Raw genomic sequence first — 18,015 nt, 5'->3', positions numbered from 1 at the left:
AGGGGCTCGCGGCGCCCGATCCGCGATGATGACCGGATGCGTTTCATGTTCGTCGGCGATTCCATGACCATCGGACGCGCCGGCGACTACACCTGGCGCTACCGGATGTGGCAGCACCTGAGCGCCGTCCCGGGCGGCCCCCACGAGATCGTGGGCCCGCGCACCGCGCTCTTCGACACCGCGGCCAACGCGCCGACCAGCCACGCCTACGCCGACCCCGGCTTCCCGCAGGACGCCCGCCGCCACCTCGCCGGCTGGGGCGAGGGCTGGCAGCACATGGCCCCCCTCATCGGCTCCGCCGTGCGCTCCGGGGAGCCCGACGTGCTGCTCGTCTCCCTCGGCCTGATCGACCTCGGCTTCTACACCGGCGCCGAGGAGACCGCGGCCAACGCCCGCCGCTTCGTCGCGGAGGCCCGGGCGGCCCGCCCCGGCATCCGGATGGTCCTGCTCCCCGTCATCCCGAACGTCCGGGCCGAGACCGACGCGCCCTTCGCGGCCGAGGTGGCCCGGTTCAACGAGCTCCTCGCGAAGGCCGTCGCGGACCTGTCGACCGACGCCTCGCCGGTCCTGCTGGCCGCGCGCCCGGCCTCGTACGAGATCGCGTACGACACCTACGACGGCACCCACCCCAACGCCTCCGGCGAGCACCGCCTGGCCGGCGAGTTCGCGGCGGTGCTGCACCAGGCGTGGGGCATCGGCGGCCCGTACCGGATGCCCTGACGCCCCGTAGGACCACATCCCGCGTTCCCGCCGTGACCCGGCCTCCGTGCGTATCGTTGTACTACGCGGCTGCCCGCGACTGCGCGGCAGCGGGGAGGAGCGCCACGGTGACCGTCGTAGAGACCGACAGGATCGAGATGGCCGACATCAGCAGCGAGCAGGCCTTGGACGACATGTTCGAGGCGCTTGAGCCCGTCCCCGAGGGATTGAAGGTCGAGATCGTCGAGGGGACCGTCTACATGTCGCCGCAGCGGGACACGCACTGGGAGATCATCCGCAGGATCGTCCGTGCCCTGGAAGACGAGTTCGGCATGGGAGTCAAAGCCCTCTCGGACGTGCGCATCGACTTCCCCGGCCGGCTGAACGGGTTCGCGCCCGACGTCGCGTTGCTCAGTACGGACGCCACCAAGGACGACTCGGCTCACTGGCGCCACCAGGACGTGGAATTCGTCGCCGAGGTGATCTCCAAGGGCACCGCCGCCAACGACTACGGCCCCAAGAAGGCCGCGTACGCGGCCGCCGAAGTGCCCGCCTACCTCGTCGTCGACCCGTACGTCCGCCGCTGCCTGCTCTACACCCAGCCCAAGGACGGGGACTACGCCACGGAGACCAAGATCCCCTTCGGGGACGAGATCGACCTCACGGGCACGGTCGTGGGCCTGGTCCTCGACACCTCCGAGTTCCCCCGCGACTGATCCGCGCCCCGCGCCGGGGCGCGGACCGGTCGCACCGTACCGTCACCCCGGCCGGCGGCCTACCGGCTCACCAGGCGAAGGCCTCCGGGGAGGCCCCCGGGCCCGGGAAGATCTCGTCCAGGCCGGAGAGCACCTCCTGCGACAGCTCCAGCTCCAGGGCCCGCAGGGCGCTCTCCAGCTGTTCCGCCGTCCGGGGACCCACGATCGGCCCGGTCACCCCGGGGCGGGTCAGCAGCCACGCCAGGGCCGTCTCGCCGGGCTCCAGGCCGTGCTTGTCGAGCAGGTCCTCGTACGCCTGCACCTGCGCCCGTACGGAGCTGTTGGCGAGGGCGTCCGCGGAGCGCCCGGAGGCGCGGCGGCCGCCCTCGACCTCCTTCTTGATGACGCCGCCCAGCAGGCCGCCGTGCAGCGGGGACCAGGGGATCACGCCGAGCCCGTACTCCTGCGCCGCCGGGATGACCTCCATCTCGGCGCGCCGCTCGGCGAGGTTGTACAGGCACTGCTCGCTGACCAGCCCGACCGAGCCGCGCCGCGCGGCCTTCTCGTTGGCCTGGGCGATCTTGTAGCCGGGGAAGTTCGACGATCCGGCGTACAGCACCTTGCCCTGCTGGATCAGCACGTCCACGGCCTGCCAGATCTCCTCGAACGGGGTCCGGCGGTCGACGTGGTGGAACTGGTAGAGGTCGATGTAGTCCGTCTGGAGCCGCTTGAGGCTGGCCTCGACGGCCCGGCGGATGTTCAGCGCCGAGAGCCGGTCGTAGTTGGGCCACGGGTCGCCCTCGCCGGCCATGTTCGCGTACACCTTGGTGGCCAGCACGGTCTTGTCCCGACGGCCGCCGCCCCGGGCGAACCAGGTGCCGAGGATCTCCTCGGTACGGCCCTTGTTCTCGCCCCAGCCGTAGACGTTGGCGGTGTCGAAGAAGTTCAGGCCCGCGCCGAGCGCGGCATCCATGATCGAGTGACTGGTGGGTTCGTCTGTCTGCGGACCGAAGTTCATCGTGCCGAGTACGAGTCGGCTGACCTTGAGTCCGGTGCGTCCGAGCTGTGTGTACTTCATGACCCCCAAGCCAACTGCCTGGAGTCCACTCGAAGCAAGGGCCCGCGCGGACGGGGCGGCGTCCGGTGGGCTACTGGCCCACGGCGGCCGCCACGGCCACGACGACGAACATCAGCACGAGTACACCGGCCATCACACGGTTTCGGGTCTTGGGATCCACCCGTCGAGCGTAACGCGAGCCGCGCCGGTTCCCGTACGGGGGTCAGGCGGCCAGGGGCCAGGCCTCGACCACCTCGTAGCGGGGCTGCTCCCCCGGGACCCCGGCGGTGGGGAGGTTGCTGCGGACCAGGCTGAGCTCGCCGACCCGCCACGGCGTGCCCTCGAAGCCCGCGAGGGCCTCGGTGTAGGGGCGCAGGTCGGCGCCGGTGCGGCTGCGGGCCAGGGTGAGGTGGGGGGTGTAGCGGCGGTGGTGCTCCATCGCCACCCCGGCCCGGCGGGCGGCGGCGTCGGCGCGCTCGGCGAGCATCCGCATCGGGTCGATCCCGCCGGCGGCACCGGCCCACAGGGCGCGGTCGCCGAAGTGTCCGCAGCCGTGGATGCGCAGGCCGAAGGGCTCGGTGCGGTGGGCGGCGCGGGCCAGCCGGGCGTGCAGGTCCGGCAGGAGCTCGTCGCGCACCTCGCCCATGAAGGCGAGGGTGAAGTGCCAGCCCGCCTCGTCCGTCCAGCGCAGCCGGTCGTCGCGCAGCGGCGCCACGGCGCGGCGCAGCTCGTCGACCGCATCCGGGGGCGGCATCACCGCGGCGAACAGCCTCATGGGCGCGAGCCTAACCCGGACCGCGGGTCAGGCTCGCGCCCGGGCGCGTCACGCGTCCGCGATGGGGATCTGGTGGGAGGCGGACGCCGTCTTGCCGTTGACCGGGGTGGTGTCCGCGGCGGATCCCGGGGCGGCCGGCTGGGACATCGAGGCGAGGAGCTGGCGGGCCAGGCCGAGGCCCGTGCCGCCCATGGTCAGCGCCTTCGCGAACATCTCCGACATCCCCTCGGCACCGTTCAGGAGCACCATGTGCTCCACGTTGCCGAAGGCGCCCGCGCCCGCCTCCACGATCGCCGGCCAGTTCTCGGCGAGCTGCTGGGCGACGACCGCCTCCTGGTTCTCGGCGAGTGCGGCGGCCCGCGCCTTGATCGCGTCGGCCTCGGCGAGGCCCTTGGCCTTGGCCGAAGCCGCGACCGCGAGGCCCTTCGCCTGGGTGGCGGCCGCTTCGGCCTCACCGGTCGCCCGGGTGGCCTTCGCCGCCGCCAGGCCCCGGGCCTCGGTGGCCGCCGCGTCCGCGGTCGCCGCCGTGGTCACGCGGGTGGCCTCGGCCGCCGCCGCCAGCTCGGTCTCCTTGGCCTTGGCCTGCGCCGCCGAGATGCGGGCGTCGCGCTCGGCCTCGGCGCGGGTGCGGGTCTCGTACGCCGCGGCGTCCGCGGGCTTGCGCACGTCCGCCTGGAGCTGCTGTTCGCGCCGGTGCGCTTCGAGCTCGGCGACCCGGGTCTCCTGTACGACGACCTCCTGGCGGGCCGCGGCCTCCGAGAGGGGGCCCGCCTGGCGGGCGGTCGCGGCGGCCTTGTCGCGCTCGGCCTGGTAGCCCGCCTGGAGGATCTCGCTGTCGCGGGTGGCCTCCGCCATCCGTGCGAAGGCGGTCTGCTCGGCCTCGGTGGCCAGGCGGTTCGCCTCCGCCTGCGCGATGCGCGCGTCCCGCTGGACGGCGGCCGCGTGCGGCATCGCCAGGTTCTTGATGTAGCCGGTCGGGTCCTCGATCTCGTGGATCTGGAGCGAGTCGACGATGAGGCCGAGCTTCTCCATCTCCGTACCGCAGGCCGCCCGGGTCTGCCCGGTGAGCTTCTCCCGGTCGCGGATCATGTCCTCGACCGTCAACCCGCCCACGATGGAACGCAGATGACCCGCGAAGACGATGTGCACCCGCTCGGGCATCATCTTCTGCTGGTCCAGGAAGCGGCGCGCCGCGTTCGCGATGGACACGAGGTCGTCGCCGATCTTGAAGATCACGACGCCCTTCACCCGCAGCGGGATGCCCTGATGGGTGACGCAGTCCACGTTCAGCTGTGTCTCGTTCAGGTCCAGCGACAGCTTGCGGACCGCCTGGACGCCGGGGACCACGAGGGTTCCGCGCCCGGTGACGATCCGGAACCCCATGCCCTCGCCGATGCCCTCGGTGCGGTGGGTGGAGCCGGAGATGACGAGTGCCTCGTTCGGTTCGGCCACCCGCCACATGAGCTTGAACAGGCCGATCAAAGCCAGGATTGCGGCGAGAACGATTCCCGCCACGACGCCGATAGCCATCGGCAACGCCCCCTTATCGCAGTGCCGTTCGACACTGACGAGGGCGAGTGTGCTCCTGCGGCGGGCCGTTAAGAAGTCAGGGGGGGATTCTTGTCGCCATCTTGATACGAAGCACATCCGCGCAGGTGGCGCCGGGGCTCAGTTGTCGTACGCGGCCATCACGTACACCGTGCGCGGCGGCAGGTACTCCACGACCGTCACGACCGTGCCGACCGGCAGCCGGCCGGTCCCGTGCGCCGGATGGGCGAGGAAGTGCTCCGCGCCGCCCCGGATGCGGACGATGACCTCGCCCACGAGCCCGGGGCCCACCGTGCCGGTCACCCGGCCGTCCAGCCCGATCATGCCGTCTTCCCCCATGGTGCGAGGGTACGCCGCGGCACCGGGCCCCGGTGCCGCTCCGGGAGTGGCCGAGTTCTCTACGAGTGGCCGAGGTCGGCGGCCGGGAGGTCCGCCGAGGGGACGGAGCCCGTGTCGGCGGCCGGGCGCAGCGGGAACTCGTCCGTGGCCATCGAGTCGAGGACCGGCGGCGCCGGCCGCGGCGGCTTCGGCATGACCGCGGCCTCCGAATGGCCGCCGCAGCCGTACGAGAGCGAGACGAGGTGCCCGTCGGCCGGGCCGAACTCGTTGGCGCAGACGCCGAAGGCCTGGCCGAGCGAGCCGCCGATGGCGACGAGGAACCCGCAGGAGACGCAGGAGGCGGGCGCCGCCTGCGCCATCGGGGTCTTGGCGCCGAAGGACTCGTCCCAGCGGTCGGCCGCGCTGTGCAGCCCGTACCGGGACAGGACCCGGGCCCGCCGCATGCCGAGCTCCTCGGCGACGGAGGTGATGGAGCCCCGTACGGGGACCACGGCGCGGTCGGTGACGTCCGCGTCCTCGGCCTCGACCAGTTCGGCCATCTCGGTGGAGACGACCGAGTTCGGCGGCGGGGTGTCCTCGCCCGACCAGCCCGGCTCCAGCCGCAGGTCCTCGGCGTCGGTGGGCAGCAGGTCGCCGGGGCCCATGTCGCCCGGGCGCAGCCGCTCGCTCCACGGCACCCACTCGGGGGCGAGCAGCGCGTCCTCGCCGGGGAGGAGCACCGTTTCGTCGAGGGTGACGTTCTTGGCGCGGGAGGCGCGCGTGACGGTGACGGCCCAGCGCCAGCCCCGGTAGCCCGGGTCCTTGCACTCGAAGAAGTGCGTGACGACCCTGTCACCCTCCGCCACGGCGGAGACGTGCTCGCCCACCACGGAGGGAGCGGCGGCTTCCTCGGCGGCCGTGCGGGCGAGGTCTACCGCCTCGGCGCACAGGCGGTCGGGGGTACGGCTTCGCGTCGTCGCAGCACTCACAGGTCTCGTTCTCTCCTACGCCGTCTCACGAGTGCGCCGTCCGTACTGTCGTCCTGAACGACCCGTCGGTCCTGTCCGTACGTGGCGCGGGCGGAGCGGACCAGAGGGCCGCGTCGACGTCCGCACCCGATCGGCCTCGGGCGCACCTACCTGCAATCCATTCTGCGGGATCGCGAAGAGGCGCGCGGCCGAGAGCAACCGCCGGTGGCGCGCTACGCACGCTACCTCCTCCGAAGCCTTGGGCCCACATGCAAGGTCCGATTCGCGGACGGGAGCGCGTGCCGACACCCCTCCCGCGCCCTCCCGACGCCCGCCCGACGGGCGTCCGTAACGCGCCGGGACGATAGCGGGAGGGGTCCTTGGGGCACTATGGCGGATGTGGCACCCGTTCGGTCGTCCCGCGACGGCCCGGGACCGGCCAGGCGGGCCGGCCGGGCCGTCGGGCATGCCCTGCGGAGCCCGTTCACCGGTACGGCGCGCGGGATTCGGCGGGCCACGCACGCGCACGGGGCCGGCGAATCGGGCCTCGGCAAGCTGATCGAGCTGCACGCCATCAACGGCGCCGGCGATGTGATGATCACGGTGGCGCTGGCCTCCACGGTGTTCTTCTCGGTACCCACGGACGAGGCACGCGGCCGCGTCGCGCTGTACCTCGCGATCACCATGGCCCCCTTCACCCTGCTGGCCCCGGTCATCGGTCCGGCGCTGGACCGGCTGCCGCACGGCCGGCGGGCCGCGATGGCCGTCGCGATGCTCGCGCGGGCGCTGCTCGCGGTGATGATGTCGGGCGCGGTCGCCACGGGCGGGCTGGAGCTCTACCCGGCGGCACTGGGCGTGCTCGTCGCGTCCAAGGCGTACGGGGTGGTGCGCAGCGCGGTGGTGCCGCGGCTGCTCCCGCCGAAGTTCTCACTCGTCAAGGCGAACTCGCGGGTCACCCTGGCGGGCCTGCTCGCGACCGGCGCGGCGGCCCCCGTCGCGGCGGGGCTGCACGGCATCGGGCCGCCCTGGCCGCTGTACGGGGCCTGCGCCATCTTCGTGTGGGGCACGTTCGCGGCGTTCTCGCTGCCGCCCAAGGTGGACGAGGCCAAGGGCGAGCGGCGGGCCCGGCTCTCCACGCACGAGCCGCATTCGCGCAAGCCGGGCCTGCGCACGGTGAGCCCCTCGGTGCTGTGCGGACTGCTGGCGAACGCCGCGATGCGCGCGCTGTCCGGGTTCCTGATCTTCTTCCTGGCGTTCCTGCTGCGCGAACACCCGCTCGCCGGGCAGAGCGCGGCCGTCTCGCTGGGCATCGTGGGCGTCGCGGCCGGCGTCGGGAACGCCTGCGGGACGGCGGTGGGCGCGTGGCTGCGGGCACGGGCCCCGGAGACGATCATCGCGTCGGTGCTGTCGGTGACCCTGGGGGTCGCGATCCTGGCGGCGGTGTTCTTCAGCGGGCTGTTCATGGCCGTGCTGGCGGCCACGGCCGGCTTCTGCCAGGCGCTGGCGAAGCTGTCCCTGGACGCGATGATCCAGCGGGACGTGCCGGAGGCCGTGCGGAACTCCGCGTTCGCCCGTTCGGAGACGCTGCTCCAGATGGCGTGGGTGCTGGGCGGCGCGATCGGGATCGTGCTGCCGCTGAACGGGGTGCTGGGGATGGCCGTCGCCGCGGCGATCGTCGCGGCGGGCACCACGATGGCCGTACGCGGGCGCCTCCGCGCCCCGAGCCACCACCATCCGGGCTCCTCGCGCCCCCGGGTGGCCTGAGGCCGTTCAGAGCGGGGCAAATCGGCCCTCCCGGGCCGGCCGCGCGCGGCGCGGCAGGCCACGGACACCCCCGTGCGGCGGCAGAGCGGGGTGGCCCGATAGCCTTCGGCTCATGACCGCACCGCTTTTCTCGGGTAGGGGCCGCCGCAGCGTCGCGGCCCTCGGAGCCGTGTCCGCCGGCCTCCTCCTCCTCTCCGCCTGCGACAAGCCGACGCCGCTGGCGACCGTGACGGTCGGCTCGTCGTCGGTGTCCACCGAGGCCGTCTGCTCCGACGCCAAGGAGCTCTCCATGGACAAGGTCCAGGAGTGCCTCACCGACATGAAGGACGCCAAGACCATCGCCTACCGCCGCGGGGACACCCTGCGTCTGGGCGTCGAGCCGGAAGTCGTCGAGGACGGCAAGCGGTGGCAGGCGGTCCTGGACGGCCAGCCGATCACCGAGCCCTCCGCCAACACCTACCGCAGCTTCCCCGGCGCCGACATCTTCGCCACCGGCGGCCAGGGCGAGGCCCCCTCCGCCAAGAAGCTGAACATCGTCCAGGTCGGCGAGGACGGCAAGCCGCTCGCCGTCTGGGCCTACAACGTCAAGCTCAAGTAGGCACGTACCGACGGTGCGCGCGCTCATCGTGACCGCAGTGGCGGCGGAGGCAGACTCCGTCGCCAGTGGCCTGACCGGGCCCACCCCTCATCCGGACCCGGTGACGCCCGAGCCGCGCACCCTTCCCGGCGGGTACCTCCTCTCTCGGCGGGATCTGCCCGGCCTCGCCGCCGACGTGCTCGTCGGCGGGGTCGGGCCGGCCGCCGCCGCGGCCGCCACGGCCACCGCGCTGGCGCTGGCCGAGTACTCCCTCGTCGTCTCCGCCGGCATCGGCGGCGGGTTCGCTCCCGCCGCCCCGGTCGGCTCCCTCGTGGTCGCCGACGCCCTCGTCGCCGCCGATCTGGGGGCCGAGACCCCCGACGGCTTCCTCGACGTACAGGAGCTGGGCTTCGGGCGCAGCGTGCACCTCCCGCCCGCCGAGCTCGCCGCCCGTGCCGCCGAGGCCACCGGGGCGCTGCTCGCGCCCGTGCTGACCGTCTCCACCGTCACCGGCACCGCCGAGGGCGCGGCCCGGCTCGCCGCCCGGCATCCGCTGGCCGGGGCCGAGGCCATGGAGGGGTTCGGGGTCGCGGAGGCGGCCGCCGCGCACGGGCTGCCCGTACTGGAGGTCCGCGCCGTGTCCAACGCCGTCGGCCCCCGCGACCGCGACGCCTGGCGGATCGGGGACGCGCTGGCCGCGCTCACCGCCGGATTCCGCGCCCTGGGGCCCGTACTCGTCACCTGGGGAGAACGCCATGAGCACCGCTGACCCGCTCGCCGGAGCGCCCGCCGCGGCACCCGCCGAACCGCGCACCGAACCGCCCGCCGAACCGCTCGCCATCGCCTATTCGCCGTGCCCGAACGACACGTTCGTCTTCGACGCCTGGGCGCACGGCCGGATCCCGGGGGCGCCCGCCCTCGACGTCACCTTCGCGGACATCGACATCACCAACGGCATGGCCGAGCGCGGCGAGCTGGACGTGCTGAAGGTGTCGTACGCCGTGCTGCCGTGGGTGCTGGAGGAGTACGCGCTGCTGCCGTGCGGCGGCGCGCTCGGGCGCGGCTGCGGGCCGCTCGTGCTGACGCGGGAGCCGGGACTGGACCTGAACGGCAAGACCGTCGCCGTGCCCAGCGAACGCTCCACCGCCTACCTGCTGTTCCGGCTGTGGGCCGCGGACGTGCTGGCGGAGGGGGTCGGCGAGGTCGTCGTCCTGCCGTTCCACGAGATCATGCCGGCGGTCCGCGACGGCCGGGTCGACGCCGGACTGGTCATCCACGAGGCCCGGTTCACGTACCAGGACTACGGGCTGCACCGCCTCGCCGACATGGGCGAGCACTGGGAGTCCACGACCGGTCTGCCGATCCCGCTCGGCGCGATCATCGCGAAGCGCTCGCTGGGTGCCGAGACCCTGCGCGCCCTGGCCGAGTCGGCCCGCACGTCGGTCCGGATGGCCTGGGACGATCCGGAGGCCTCCCGCCCGTACGTGCGCGCCCACGCGCAGGAGCTGGACCCGGCCGTCGCCGACCAGCACATCGGGCTGTACGTCAACGAGTTCACCGCCGACCTCGGCGACGCCGGGTACGCCGCGGTGCGCGGGCTGTTGACGCGGGCCGCGGCGGAGGGTCTGGTACCGGCCATCGCGGGGGACGCGCTGGCCTTCCCGTAGCCGTTCTCCGGCTGCGGACGAGGTGCGTACGACGGTGCCCCGGGCCTCTTTCGAGGGCCGGGGCACCGTCGTGCGTACGGGTCGGCTGCGGGCTCAGACGTCGAGCTGGTCGGCCACCGCGCGCAGCAGGCCGGCGATCTTCGTGCCGTGCACCTTGTCGGGGTAGCGGCCGCGCTCCAGCATCGGGGTGATGTTCTCCAGCAGCGTCGTGAGGTCCTGCACGATCGAGGCCAGTTCGTCCGGCTTGCGGCGCTGAGCGGCCGCGACCGAGGGCGCCGGGTCCAGCACCGTCACGGAAAGCGCCTGGTCACCGCGTTGTCCGGCGACGACGCCGAACTCGACGCGCTGGCCGGGCTTGAGGGCGTCGACCCCGGCCGGGAGCACCGACGAGTGGACGAAGACGTCTCCGCCGTCGTCACGGGAGAGAAAGCCGAAGCCCTTCTCACTGTTGAACCACTTGACCTTGCCGGTAGGCACGTCCGTCCTCTGTCCTTGTGCTCGTCGGGGTCCGGGACGCCGCTCGGCGGGTCCGGACAACAGCGCAGCGGGTCATGGTGACCCGCCGTGTCCAGGCTAGTGGGCGATGGACGGGAGACAAGACGTTCCCCGGTCCTTCGCCGGCTCTTCGCGTCCGGCCGCGCTGTCGGCCGCTTCGGCCAGGGAACTACCCTGGTGGGGTGACCGTTACTCCTCATCCCGACGAAGCGCGCCCGGGCGACGGCCTGGTGCGCGCCGGTGGCATCGTGTTCATCGTGGGCGCCGTGGCGACCCTCGCGACGATGGCCCCGCTGTTCCTCGACACCGACCCGTTCCCGTCCTACGCGTGGGCGGTGTGCATGCTGATGGGCGTCGGCTTCCTGATCTCGGCGGCGGGCGTGCTGCGCTCGGCGGCGGCCCAGCGCCGGGCCGCCCGCGCCTCGCAGGCCTGACCTGACGGCAGGTCCGCGGTCCGGCCGGGGCCGCCGCTCGGATCAGGCGCTTATTGCGGGTCAGGCGCGTACTGCGGGTGAGGCCGCCTGCGCGCGGACGTACCCGGCGAGCCACTGCGGCAGCGCGGTGAGGTCCGCCAGCACCACGTCGGCTCCCGCCGCGCGCAGTTCCGGCTCGGGGCACGGCCCGGTCGGCACCGCCACCGAGAGCGCGCCGGCCGTACGGGCCCCGCGCACGTCGCCGACGTGGTCGCCGACGTAGACCTGCGCGCCGTACTCGCGCAGCGCGGCCGCCTTGGCCTCCGCCCACAGCCAGCCGATCACCGCGTCCGGCTCGATGCCGAGGTGGGCGAGGTGCAGCCGGGCGTTGGGCTCGTGCTTGGCCGTGACGACGATCGCACGGCCGCCGAGCGCGCGGACGGCCTCGATCGCCTCGCGGGCGCCGGGCATCGCCGGGGTCGGCTCGATGGCGTGTGTGGGGTAGATCTCCCGGTAGCGGTCGGCCATGGCCGGGATCTCCGCCTCCGGGAACCAGTACGCGAGCTCCTCGTCCAGCGGCGGACCGAGCCGCGTGACCGCCTCGTCGGCATCGATGAACGTACCCGTCTCGGCGGAAAGCGCCTGGTAGGCGGCCTTGATGCCCGGGCGGGAATCGATGAGGGTCATGTCGAGGTCGAAGCCGACGGTCAGCTGGGCGGGCACGGCGGGGGTCTCGGGGCTCATGCGCCCATTGTGCCGAGCCCGGCCCCGCGCACGGGAACGCGCACGGGGGCCCGCGTGACCGGACGGTGAAATCCGGGACGGCCCGATCCGGCGGCCTCAGCGGCGGCGGGAGCGCCAGGCCAGGTAGAGGGCCGAGGCCACCGCCGCGCCGCGGGCCAGCCAGGGCCACATGCCCTGGAAGACCCCGCCCAGCCCGTCGTCCGTCAGCGGCGCGCCCCAACGGCCCTCCAGGCGGCCCCACAGCCACACCACCGCGCCCGCGAAGACGGCACCCGGCAGCCCGAACACGACCGCCTTGCGCTCGGCCGGCCCCAGCACCCGCGAGGCGTACGCGAGCAGCCAGCCGCCGATCAGCAGCAGCCAGGAGCCGGTGACGGCGCCCGCCACGAGCACGGCCGCGGCCAGCAGCAGGAAGGCGTGCGGCTTCGGGCGCGCGGCGGCGCCGGGCACGGCCCCCGCATCGGGTGCGACCCCCGCCTTGGCGGCCACCTTGGCCTCCGCCTTCGCCCGCCGGCGCTGCTTGAGGAACCGTACGAGGCCCCGTACGGCCGATCCGTCCTCGGCGGCGGCCGGGCCCGCCGCGGGCTCCGGCTTCCCCTCCGCCTCCGGGTGCTTGAACAGCTCGGGGATCTCGATGCCGCCCGCGAACCCCTCCACCTGCGGCCCGGCCCCGTACGGTCCCGGCGCGACGCGCCACCAGTCGGGCTCCGCCCCGCCGTCGGCGCCGAGTTCGTCGAGCCCCGCCAGGTGCGGCGGCGCGGGCGCGGTGTCCGCCGGGCGCGGCGGGGGCACCGGCTTGCGCAGCAGCCGGCCGGGCCCGCGCTGGGTCGGCACCGCCGGGGCCGGATCGGGGGTGGCCGCCCGCGTCTGCGGGGCGGGCGACGCGCCCATGGAGTCGAGGACCTCCTCGGGCGTGCCGATCCGTTCCAGGATGCGCCGTACGGCCGCCGGGGTCTCCGGCTCGTACTTGGCGCGCCGCACGTCGATCTCGTCCCGCAACCGCGCCACCAGCCGCATCCGGTCCCCCGAGGACAGCTGCCGCCGCTGCGCCAAGTCCCCGACCCGGCTCAGATATTCGTAGACCAGATGGTCGCTCTCGATCCCCATGCCCGGCTCCTCCCGTACCGCCCACCGGAAAGGTAGCGCGTGCGCCCGTGGAGCTGCCGAGGGCTCAGCGGATACCGTTGGCCGGATGGGGACCGGCCGACGCGACCATGGAGGCGACCGTGCCTGAGCTGCCCGAGCCCAGCAGTGCTGCGGGAAGCGCCACAGCGAGCAGCGCCCCGCGCTCCCTCGCCGAGGCGCTGCGCGCCCGTGACGACGCGTCGCTCGCCGCCCTGCTGCATGCGCGCCCGGACCTGCTCGGCCCGGTGCCGGGTGACATGACGCAGCTGGCCACCCGGGCCGGGACCCGGGCCTCGGTGGTCCGCGCGCTGGACCGGCTCGACCGTTTCGCGCTCCAGACGGCGGAGGCCCTCGCGGTGGCGCCGGACCCGTGCCCGTACCCGGTGCTGGAATCGCTGCTGGCCGGCGAGCACGGCAGCGGCGGCGGCGCCCGCCAGGACAACGGCGCCCGCGCCGAACTCCCGCGCGCCCTGGCCACCCTGCGCGACCAGGCGCTGGTGTGGGGCGACGACGAGCGGCTGCGGCTGGTCCGCACCGCCCGGGAGCTGCTGGCGCCGTCCGCCGGCCGGCCCTCCCCCACCGGCCTCGGGCCGACCGTCGCCGAGGCCACGGCCGGGATGTCACCGACCCGGATCCAGGAGATCGTGGCGGCGGCCGGGCTGCCCGCGACGCACGACCCGGTGTCCGCGGTGTCGGCGCTGACCGGCCTGTTCACCGACCCCGGGCGGATGTCGGCGCTGCTGGACGAGGCCCCCGCCGAAGCCCACCAGGTGCTGGGCCGGCTCGTGTGGGGGCCGCCGTACGGCGAGGTCACGCCGAACCCGACCCCGCCCGTGCGCTGGCTGCGCGACCGCGGGCTGCTGCTGCCGGCCTCGGCGCGGACCGTCGTACTGCCCCGCGAGGTGGCGCTGCACCTGCGCGGCGGGCTCGCCCACCGGCAGACGGAGCCGGTGGCTCCGGAGGTGGGCGCCGACCGCGAGCACCGTCCACAGCTTGTGGACGCGAACGCGGCGGGTCAGGCGCTGGCCGCGCTGTCCACCGTCGAGGAGCTCGTGAAGTCCTGGGAGCACGCCGGGCCGCCAGTGCTGCGGGCCGGCGGGCTGTCCGTACGGGACCTGAAGCGGACGGCGGCCACGCTGGACGCCACCGAGCCGACGGCCGCGTTCTGGGTGGAACTCGCCTACGCGGCCGGGCTGCTGGCCGGCGACGGGGAGGCGGACGAGCGGTACGCGCCCACGCCCGCCTTCGACGACTGGCTGGAACTCCCGCCCGCCGAACGGTGGTCGGCCCTCGCCGAGGCCTGGCTGGCGGCCACCCGGACCGCGGGCCTGGTCGGCGATCAGGACGCCAAGGGCCGCACCCTGTCCGCGCTGGGCCCCGACCTCGACCGTTCCGCCGCCCCCGAGGTGCGCCGGCGCGTGCTCGAACTCCTCGCCGTCCTGCCCGAAGGCGCCTCCGCCGCCCCCGAGGCCCTGCTGGCGCGGCTGGACTGGGAGCGCCCCGTACGGGGGACGAGCGCGCTGCGCGCCCGCCTCGCGCGCTGGACGCTGACCGAGGCCGAGGTGCTCGGCGTGACCGGCCGCGGCGCGCTCGCGGCGCACGGCCGGGCCCTGCTGGAGCACCGCGATCCGGCGCCGCAGCTCGCGCCGCTGTTTCCCGAGCCGGTGGACCACGTACTGCTGCAGGCCGACCTGACGGCGGTGGCCCCGGGGCCGCTGCGCCGGGCGGTCGGCGAGGTGCTGGCCGTCCTCGCGGACGTGGAGTCCAAGGGCGGGGCGACGGTGTACCGCTTCACACCCGGTTCCGTACGGCGGGCGCTGGATTCCGGACGGACCGCCTCCGACCTGCACGCCTTCCTCGCCGAGCACAGCATCACGCCCGTTCCGCAGCCGCTGGCCTACCTGATCGACGACGTGGCGCGCCGCCACGGGCACCTGCGGGTGGGCGCGGCCTCCTCGTACGTGCGCTGCGACGACGACGGCATGCTGAACGAGATCATGGCCGACCGGCGCTCCGCCGGGCTCGGACTGCGGCGGCTGGCCCCGACGGTACTGGCGGCGCAGGCCGAACCGGGCGCGCTGCTCGACGGGTTGCGGGCGATGGGGTACGCGCCGGCGGCGGAGTCGCAGACCGGGGACGTGGTCGTGGCGCGGGCCGACGCCCACCGGACGCCGCCGCGATCGGCGCCGGTCCCGGTGCCGGACGGCCCGCCGGTGCCGGACACGACGCTGCTGGCAGCGGCGGTACGGGCGATCCGCGCGGGCGACCTGGCGGCGACGGCGGTCCGCAAGGAGCCGGCGTCGGCGCCCGTGGCGGCGGGCGAACTCCCGCGCACGAGCGCGGCGGAGACCCTGGCCACGGTGCAGGCGGCCGCGCTGACCGGATCGGCGGTGTGGATCGGGTACGTGAACGCGGACGGCGCGGCGAGCCAGCGGGTCATCGCCCCGGTGCGGGTGGAGGGCGGCTTCGTCACCGGGTACGACCACACGGCGGACGAGGTGCGGACGTACGCGCTGCACCGGATCACGGGGGTCGCCGAACTGGCGGAGGAGCACCTGTAAAACGGCTGGCGGCCCGGGGACGGCGGCGAGCACCCTTGCCCCATGCAAGAAGCACGAGGTGCAGGACAGGTCCGAGGTGCAGGACACGTCCGAGGTGCAGGACACGTCCGAGGTGCAGGACACGTCCGAGGCGTACGAGGCGATCGGCGGATCCGGGCCGTCCACACCGCCACCACGGTGACCGTCTACCAGGCGTACTCGCCCTCGCTCGGCCTGCCCGCGGCCCGCGACGGCCGCTTCCCGCCCGCCTGGAAACGCGAGCGCATGACGTGGATCAAGCCCTCGTTCCTGTGGATGATGTACCGCTGCGGCTGGGCGACCAAGGAGGGCCAGGAGACGGTGCTGGCCGTCGAGATCACCCGCGAGGGCTTCGACCACGCGCTGCGCCACGCCTGCCTGTCCCACTACGAACCCCGCACGCACGACGACGCGCAGTCCTGGCGGCGCGACCTGCGCCGCAGCAGCACCCGGGTGCAGTGGGACCCGGAACGCGACCTGCACCTGAACCCGCTGCCCCACCGCTCCCTCCAGCTGGGCCTGTCCGGTCCGGCCTCGCGCGCGTACGCCGACGAGTGGACGGTCTCCATCCGTGACGTCACCCCACTGGCCCGGGAGATCCACGGGCTGGTCCGGGCGGGCGAGGAGGCCGCGGCGCGGGCCCTGCTGCCCGCGGAGACCCCGTACGGGGCGGGGCCGCTGACGCACCTGGGCGCGTAGCCGGCACCCGACGCGGAAAGCGGAATGCGGGGTATCGTTTGCGCAGCTCAGAACGGGTGGAGGGGCCCCTGCGGTCCCTGTTGCAGAGCGGTGACAGACGGGCGATGGATCGGTGATCCGCGGTGTGTGAAGATCAGTTCATCGCAGCAAGCGGCCGAGGAAGTCGAACCGGCGCCGGAGCGAGAACCCCGCACCACCCGCCGCCGGCACCGCGCCGCGGCACCTCGCACGTCCTCTTCCGTCTGTTCCGCCGGCCGCCACCGCTCTGCGCTGCTCGCCTGCCTTCGTGATTCCTTGGGGGGAGTCCACCATGTCCGCTCGCACCGCCACCCGCCGTTCCTTCCGCACCGCGGCCGCCACCGCCGTCGTCGCCACCGTCGCCGGTACCGTCCTGCTGCCGCTGTCGGCGCACGCCGCACCGGCCGACGACAACCACGCCGCGCTGAAGCTGGCCATGAGCGCCCCGGTGCCGAGCGGCCCGCTGACCCGCGGCGGTGCGACGGAGACCTTCGAGCTGACCGCCACCAACACCACGGACAAGGCCAGCTCCTTCCACCCCTGGCTGCTCCTCCACGGCGCCGGCGCGAGCCCGCTGGGGCAGAGCGACGTCGTCTTCAAGGTCGAGGGCGTGACCGCGCCGGCGACCGAGTCCTCCATCGGGCAGCAGGACGGCGAGTGGCAGGGCCTGTTCCGGCCGGCGGGCAAGCCGGGCGGCGAGGGCTTCGAGATCCCGGCGGGCGCCAAGATGACCTGGAAGGTCACGATCGGCCTCGGCAAGAGCTACCCGACCACCAACGGCGACTTCGAGCTGAAGGCCACGAGCTACTCGGGCGAGGTGGCGGAGGGCAACGCCGCCTCCCTGACCTTCAAGACGGACCCGTCGGTGAAGACGGGCAAGCTGGAGACCGCGTTCAAGAACGTCGGCGACTGCAAGGGCGTGCCCGCGCTCCAGTGCCGCGAGATGGACCTGACCTACCGCCTCACCGGCGACGGTGCGTTCAAGACGGCGCTGTACACCTCGCTGGGCGTGAACTTCGGCAGCAACGTCAAGGTGCCCAACCTCCAGCTGGAGATGCTCGTCGACGGCAAGTGGCAGGGCGTCAGCACCGCCGACCCGTACAGCTTCATGCTGCCGACGATCCCGGCGGGCTTCAGCGCCGCCTCCGGCGAGCGCGTCCTGCACCTGCGGACCTCGTTCGGCCCGAACACGGACTACAAGAAGGCCACCGAGGTCACCCTGCAGGCGAGCGTGGGCCTGGCCGAGGGCAACACCTACGAGTTCTCGGGCGCCGAGACGAAGTTCCAGCTCGCCCCGGCCACCGCGACGACGTCGCCTTCGCCGACCCCGAGTAAGTCCGCCACGGCGCAGCCCTCCGCGTCCGCGTCCCCCTCGCCCTCGTCCTCCACCACGGCGGTCGTCGCGGCGAACACCAACACCAAGGCCACGGGCACCACCGGCTCCCTGGCCCACACCGGCGCCGACTCCAACACGGGCCTGTACGCCGGTCTGGCCGCCGCCCTCGTCGCCCTCGGCGGCGCCGCGGCCTGGCTCGGGGCCCGCCGCCGCCGCGCGACGCGCGCCTGACCACGACACCCGGAAGGGGCCCGGCACACCCGTGCCGGGCCCCTTCGGCCGTTCCCCGGTCCCGTTACCCGTCCGCTCCGCGGACGCGCTCAAGGGCCCGAGCCGTCCCGGCTCCCGTCGCCGGGATCTACGGCCCGGGCCCGCGCGTGCGGGTGCCGGCGCAGAGCCGCGTTCTGCACGGCCACCGCCTTTAGAGTGCCGACCTTCCACGCCGACTCCCGGTCCCGCACCAGCACCTGGCACACACCGCAGGCCGCAACGGGCGCCGCCTTTCCGGCAGTACGGTGCAGGAACGCCCAACGTCGCC

The 18,015-nt window shown here is 74.2% G+C and carries 19 protein-coding genes; 11 read left to right on the top strand and 8 right to left on the bottom strand.

The window, feature by feature from the left end; all coding sequences use genetic code 11:
• The first annotated feature begins 36 nt into the window (after window positions 1-36).
• Window positions 37-720: a GDSL-type esterase/lipase family protein gene (locus ACS04_RS07860; RefSeq protein ID WP_048475797.1), complete on the top strand. Its 684-nt coding sequence runs from the start codon at window positions 37-39 to the stop codon at window positions 718-720.
• Between the two features lie 107 nt (window positions 721-827).
• Complete coding sequence (locus tag ACS04_RS07855; RefSeq protein ID WP_048475796.1) at window positions 828-1,415, top strand: Uma2 family endonuclease; 588 nt, start codon at window positions 828-830, stop codon at window positions 1,413-1,415.
• Window positions 1,416-1,482: 67 nt separating this feature from the next.
• On the opposite strand, the gene ACS04_RS07850 is transcribed toward ACS04_RS07855, so the two are convergent.
• From ACS04_RS07850 to ACS04_RS07830, 5 genes are all read right to left on the bottom strand, one after another.
• Window positions 1,483-2,472, bottom strand: a complete 990-nt coding sequence (locus ACS04_RS07850) for an aldo/keto reductase (protein WP_048475795.1) — start codon at window positions 2,470-2,472, stop codon at window positions 1,483-1,485.
• Window positions 2,473-2,674: 202 nt separating this feature from the next.
• Window positions 2,675-3,226: an RNA 2',3'-cyclic phosphodiesterase gene (gene thpR / locus ACS04_RS07845; RefSeq protein ID WP_048475794.1), complete on the bottom strand. Its 552-nt coding sequence runs from the start codon at window positions 3,224-3,226 to the stop codon at window positions 2,675-2,677.
• A gap of 48 nt (window positions 3,227-3,274) precedes the next feature.
• A complete protein-coding gene (locus tag ACS04_RS07840; RefSeq protein ID WP_048475793.1) occupies window positions 3,275-4,756 on the bottom strand; it encodes a flotillin family protein in 1,482 nt (493 codons plus the stop codon).
• A 138-nt stretch (window positions 4,757-4,894) separates the two neighbouring features.
• Entirely contained in the window at window positions 4,895-5,113 is a 219-nt protein-coding gene (locus ACS04_RS07835; RefSeq protein ID WP_078864531.1) for a hypothetical protein, read from the bottom strand.
• A gap of 59 nt (window positions 5,114-5,172) precedes the next feature.
• Window positions 5,173-6,081: a DUF3027 domain-containing protein gene (locus tag ACS04_RS07830; RefSeq protein ID WP_048475791.1), complete on the bottom strand. Its 909-nt coding sequence runs from the start codon at window positions 6,079-6,081 to the stop codon at window positions 5,173-5,175.
• 369 nt (window positions 6,082-6,450) lie between these two features.
• Here ACS04_RS07830 and ACS04_RS07825 point away from each other — a divergent pair, with 369 nt between their 5' ends.
• The 4 genes from ACS04_RS07825 (at window position 6,451) to ACS04_RS07810 (ending at window position 10,068) form a co-directional block, all read left to right on the top strand.
• Entirely contained in the window at window positions 6,451-7,824 is a 1,374-nt protein-coding gene (locus ACS04_RS07825; protein ID WP_209441658.1) for an MFS transporter, read from the top strand.
• Between the two features lie 112 nt (window positions 7,825-7,936).
• Complete coding sequence (locus tag ACS04_RS07820; protein WP_048475790.1) at window positions 7,937-8,422, top strand: hypothetical protein; 486 nt, start codon at window positions 7,937-7,939, stop codon at window positions 8,420-8,422.
• Window positions 8,423-8,459: 37 nt separating this feature from the next.
• Window positions 8,460-9,170, top strand: coding sequence for a futalosine hydrolase (locus tag ACS04_RS07815; RefSeq protein WP_398022360.1), 711 nt, complete (start codon window positions 8,460-8,462; stop codon window positions 9,168-9,170).
• A complete protein-coding gene (locus tag ACS04_RS07810) occupies window positions 9,157-10,068 on the top strand; it encodes a 1,4-dihydroxy-6-naphtoate synthase (protein WP_398022359.1) in 912 nt (303 codons plus the stop codon). The genes ACS04_RS07815 and ACS04_RS07810 overlap by 14 nt, the downstream gene beginning before the upstream one ends.
• Before the next feature lie 93 nt (window positions 10,069-10,161).
• Here the strand turns inward: ACS04_RS07810 and ACS04_RS40000 are convergent, their stop codons facing one another.
• Window positions 10,162-10,545: a cold-shock protein gene (locus tag ACS04_RS40000; RefSeq protein ID WP_030012939.1), complete on the bottom strand. Its 384-nt coding sequence runs from the start codon at window positions 10,543-10,545 to the stop codon at window positions 10,162-10,164.
• 200 nt (window positions 10,546-10,745) lie between these two features.
• Between ACS04_RS40000 and ACS04_RS07800 the strand changes: the two genes are divergently transcribed.
• Window positions 10,746-10,997: a hypothetical protein gene (locus tag ACS04_RS07800; protein WP_048475788.1), complete on the top strand. Its 252-nt coding sequence runs from the start codon at window positions 10,746-10,748 to the stop codon at window positions 10,995-10,997.
• 60 nt (window positions 10,998-11,057) lie between these two features.
• Here the strand turns inward: ACS04_RS07800 and ACS04_RS07795 are convergent, their stop codons facing one another.
• Window positions 11,058-11,720, bottom strand: coding sequence for an HAD family hydrolase (locus tag ACS04_RS07795; protein WP_048475787.1), 663 nt, complete (start codon window positions 11,718-11,720; stop codon window positions 11,058-11,060).
• A 96-nt stretch (window positions 11,721-11,816) separates the two neighbouring features.
• Entirely contained in the window at window positions 11,817-12,827 is a 1,011-nt protein-coding gene (locus ACS04_RS07790; protein ID WP_048475786.1) for a hypothetical protein, read from the bottom strand.
• Between the two features lie 107 nt (window positions 12,828-12,934).
• Here ACS04_RS07790 and ACS04_RS07785 point away from each other — a divergent pair, with 107 nt between their 5' ends.
• The 4 genes from ACS04_RS07785 (at window position 12,935) to ACS04_RS07775 (ending at window position 17,708) form a co-directional block, all read left to right on the top strand.
• Window positions 12,935-15,406, top strand: coding sequence for a helicase C-terminal domain-containing protein (locus ACS04_RS07785; RefSeq protein ID WP_048475785.1), 2,472 nt, complete (start codon window positions 12,935-12,937; stop codon window positions 15,404-15,406).
• A 58-nt stretch (window positions 15,407-15,464) separates the two neighbouring features.
• Window positions 15,465-15,587 (top strand): hypothetical protein, encoded by a 123-nt coding sequence (locus ACS04_RS39995; RefSeq protein WP_280920978.1) that lies wholly within the window; start codon window positions 15,465-15,467, stop codon window positions 15,585-15,587.
• Window positions 15,584-16,123: a DUF4291 domain-containing protein gene (locus tag ACS04_RS07780; protein WP_245236315.1), complete on the top strand. Its 540-nt coding sequence runs from the start codon at window positions 15,584-15,586 to the stop codon at window positions 16,121-16,123. Before ACS04_RS39995 ends, ACS04_RS07780 begins: the two co-directional genes overlap by 4 nt.
• A gap of 310 nt (window positions 16,124-16,433) precedes the next feature.
• Window positions 16,434-17,708, top strand: coding sequence for an LPXTG cell wall anchor domain-containing protein (locus tag ACS04_RS07775; protein ID WP_048475784.1), 1,275 nt, complete (start codon window positions 16,434-16,436; stop codon window positions 17,706-17,708).
• The last annotated feature ends 307 nt before the right edge of the window (window positions 17,709-18,015 follow it).

The sequence above is a fragment of the Streptomyces roseus genome, from assembly GCF_001044425.1.
GTDB classification, from domain to species: Bacteria; Actinomycetota; Actinomycetes; order Streptomycetales; family Streptomycetaceae; genus Streptomyces; species Streptomyces roseus.
This window is presented reverse-complemented; position numbering and strand designations above follow the sequence as displayed.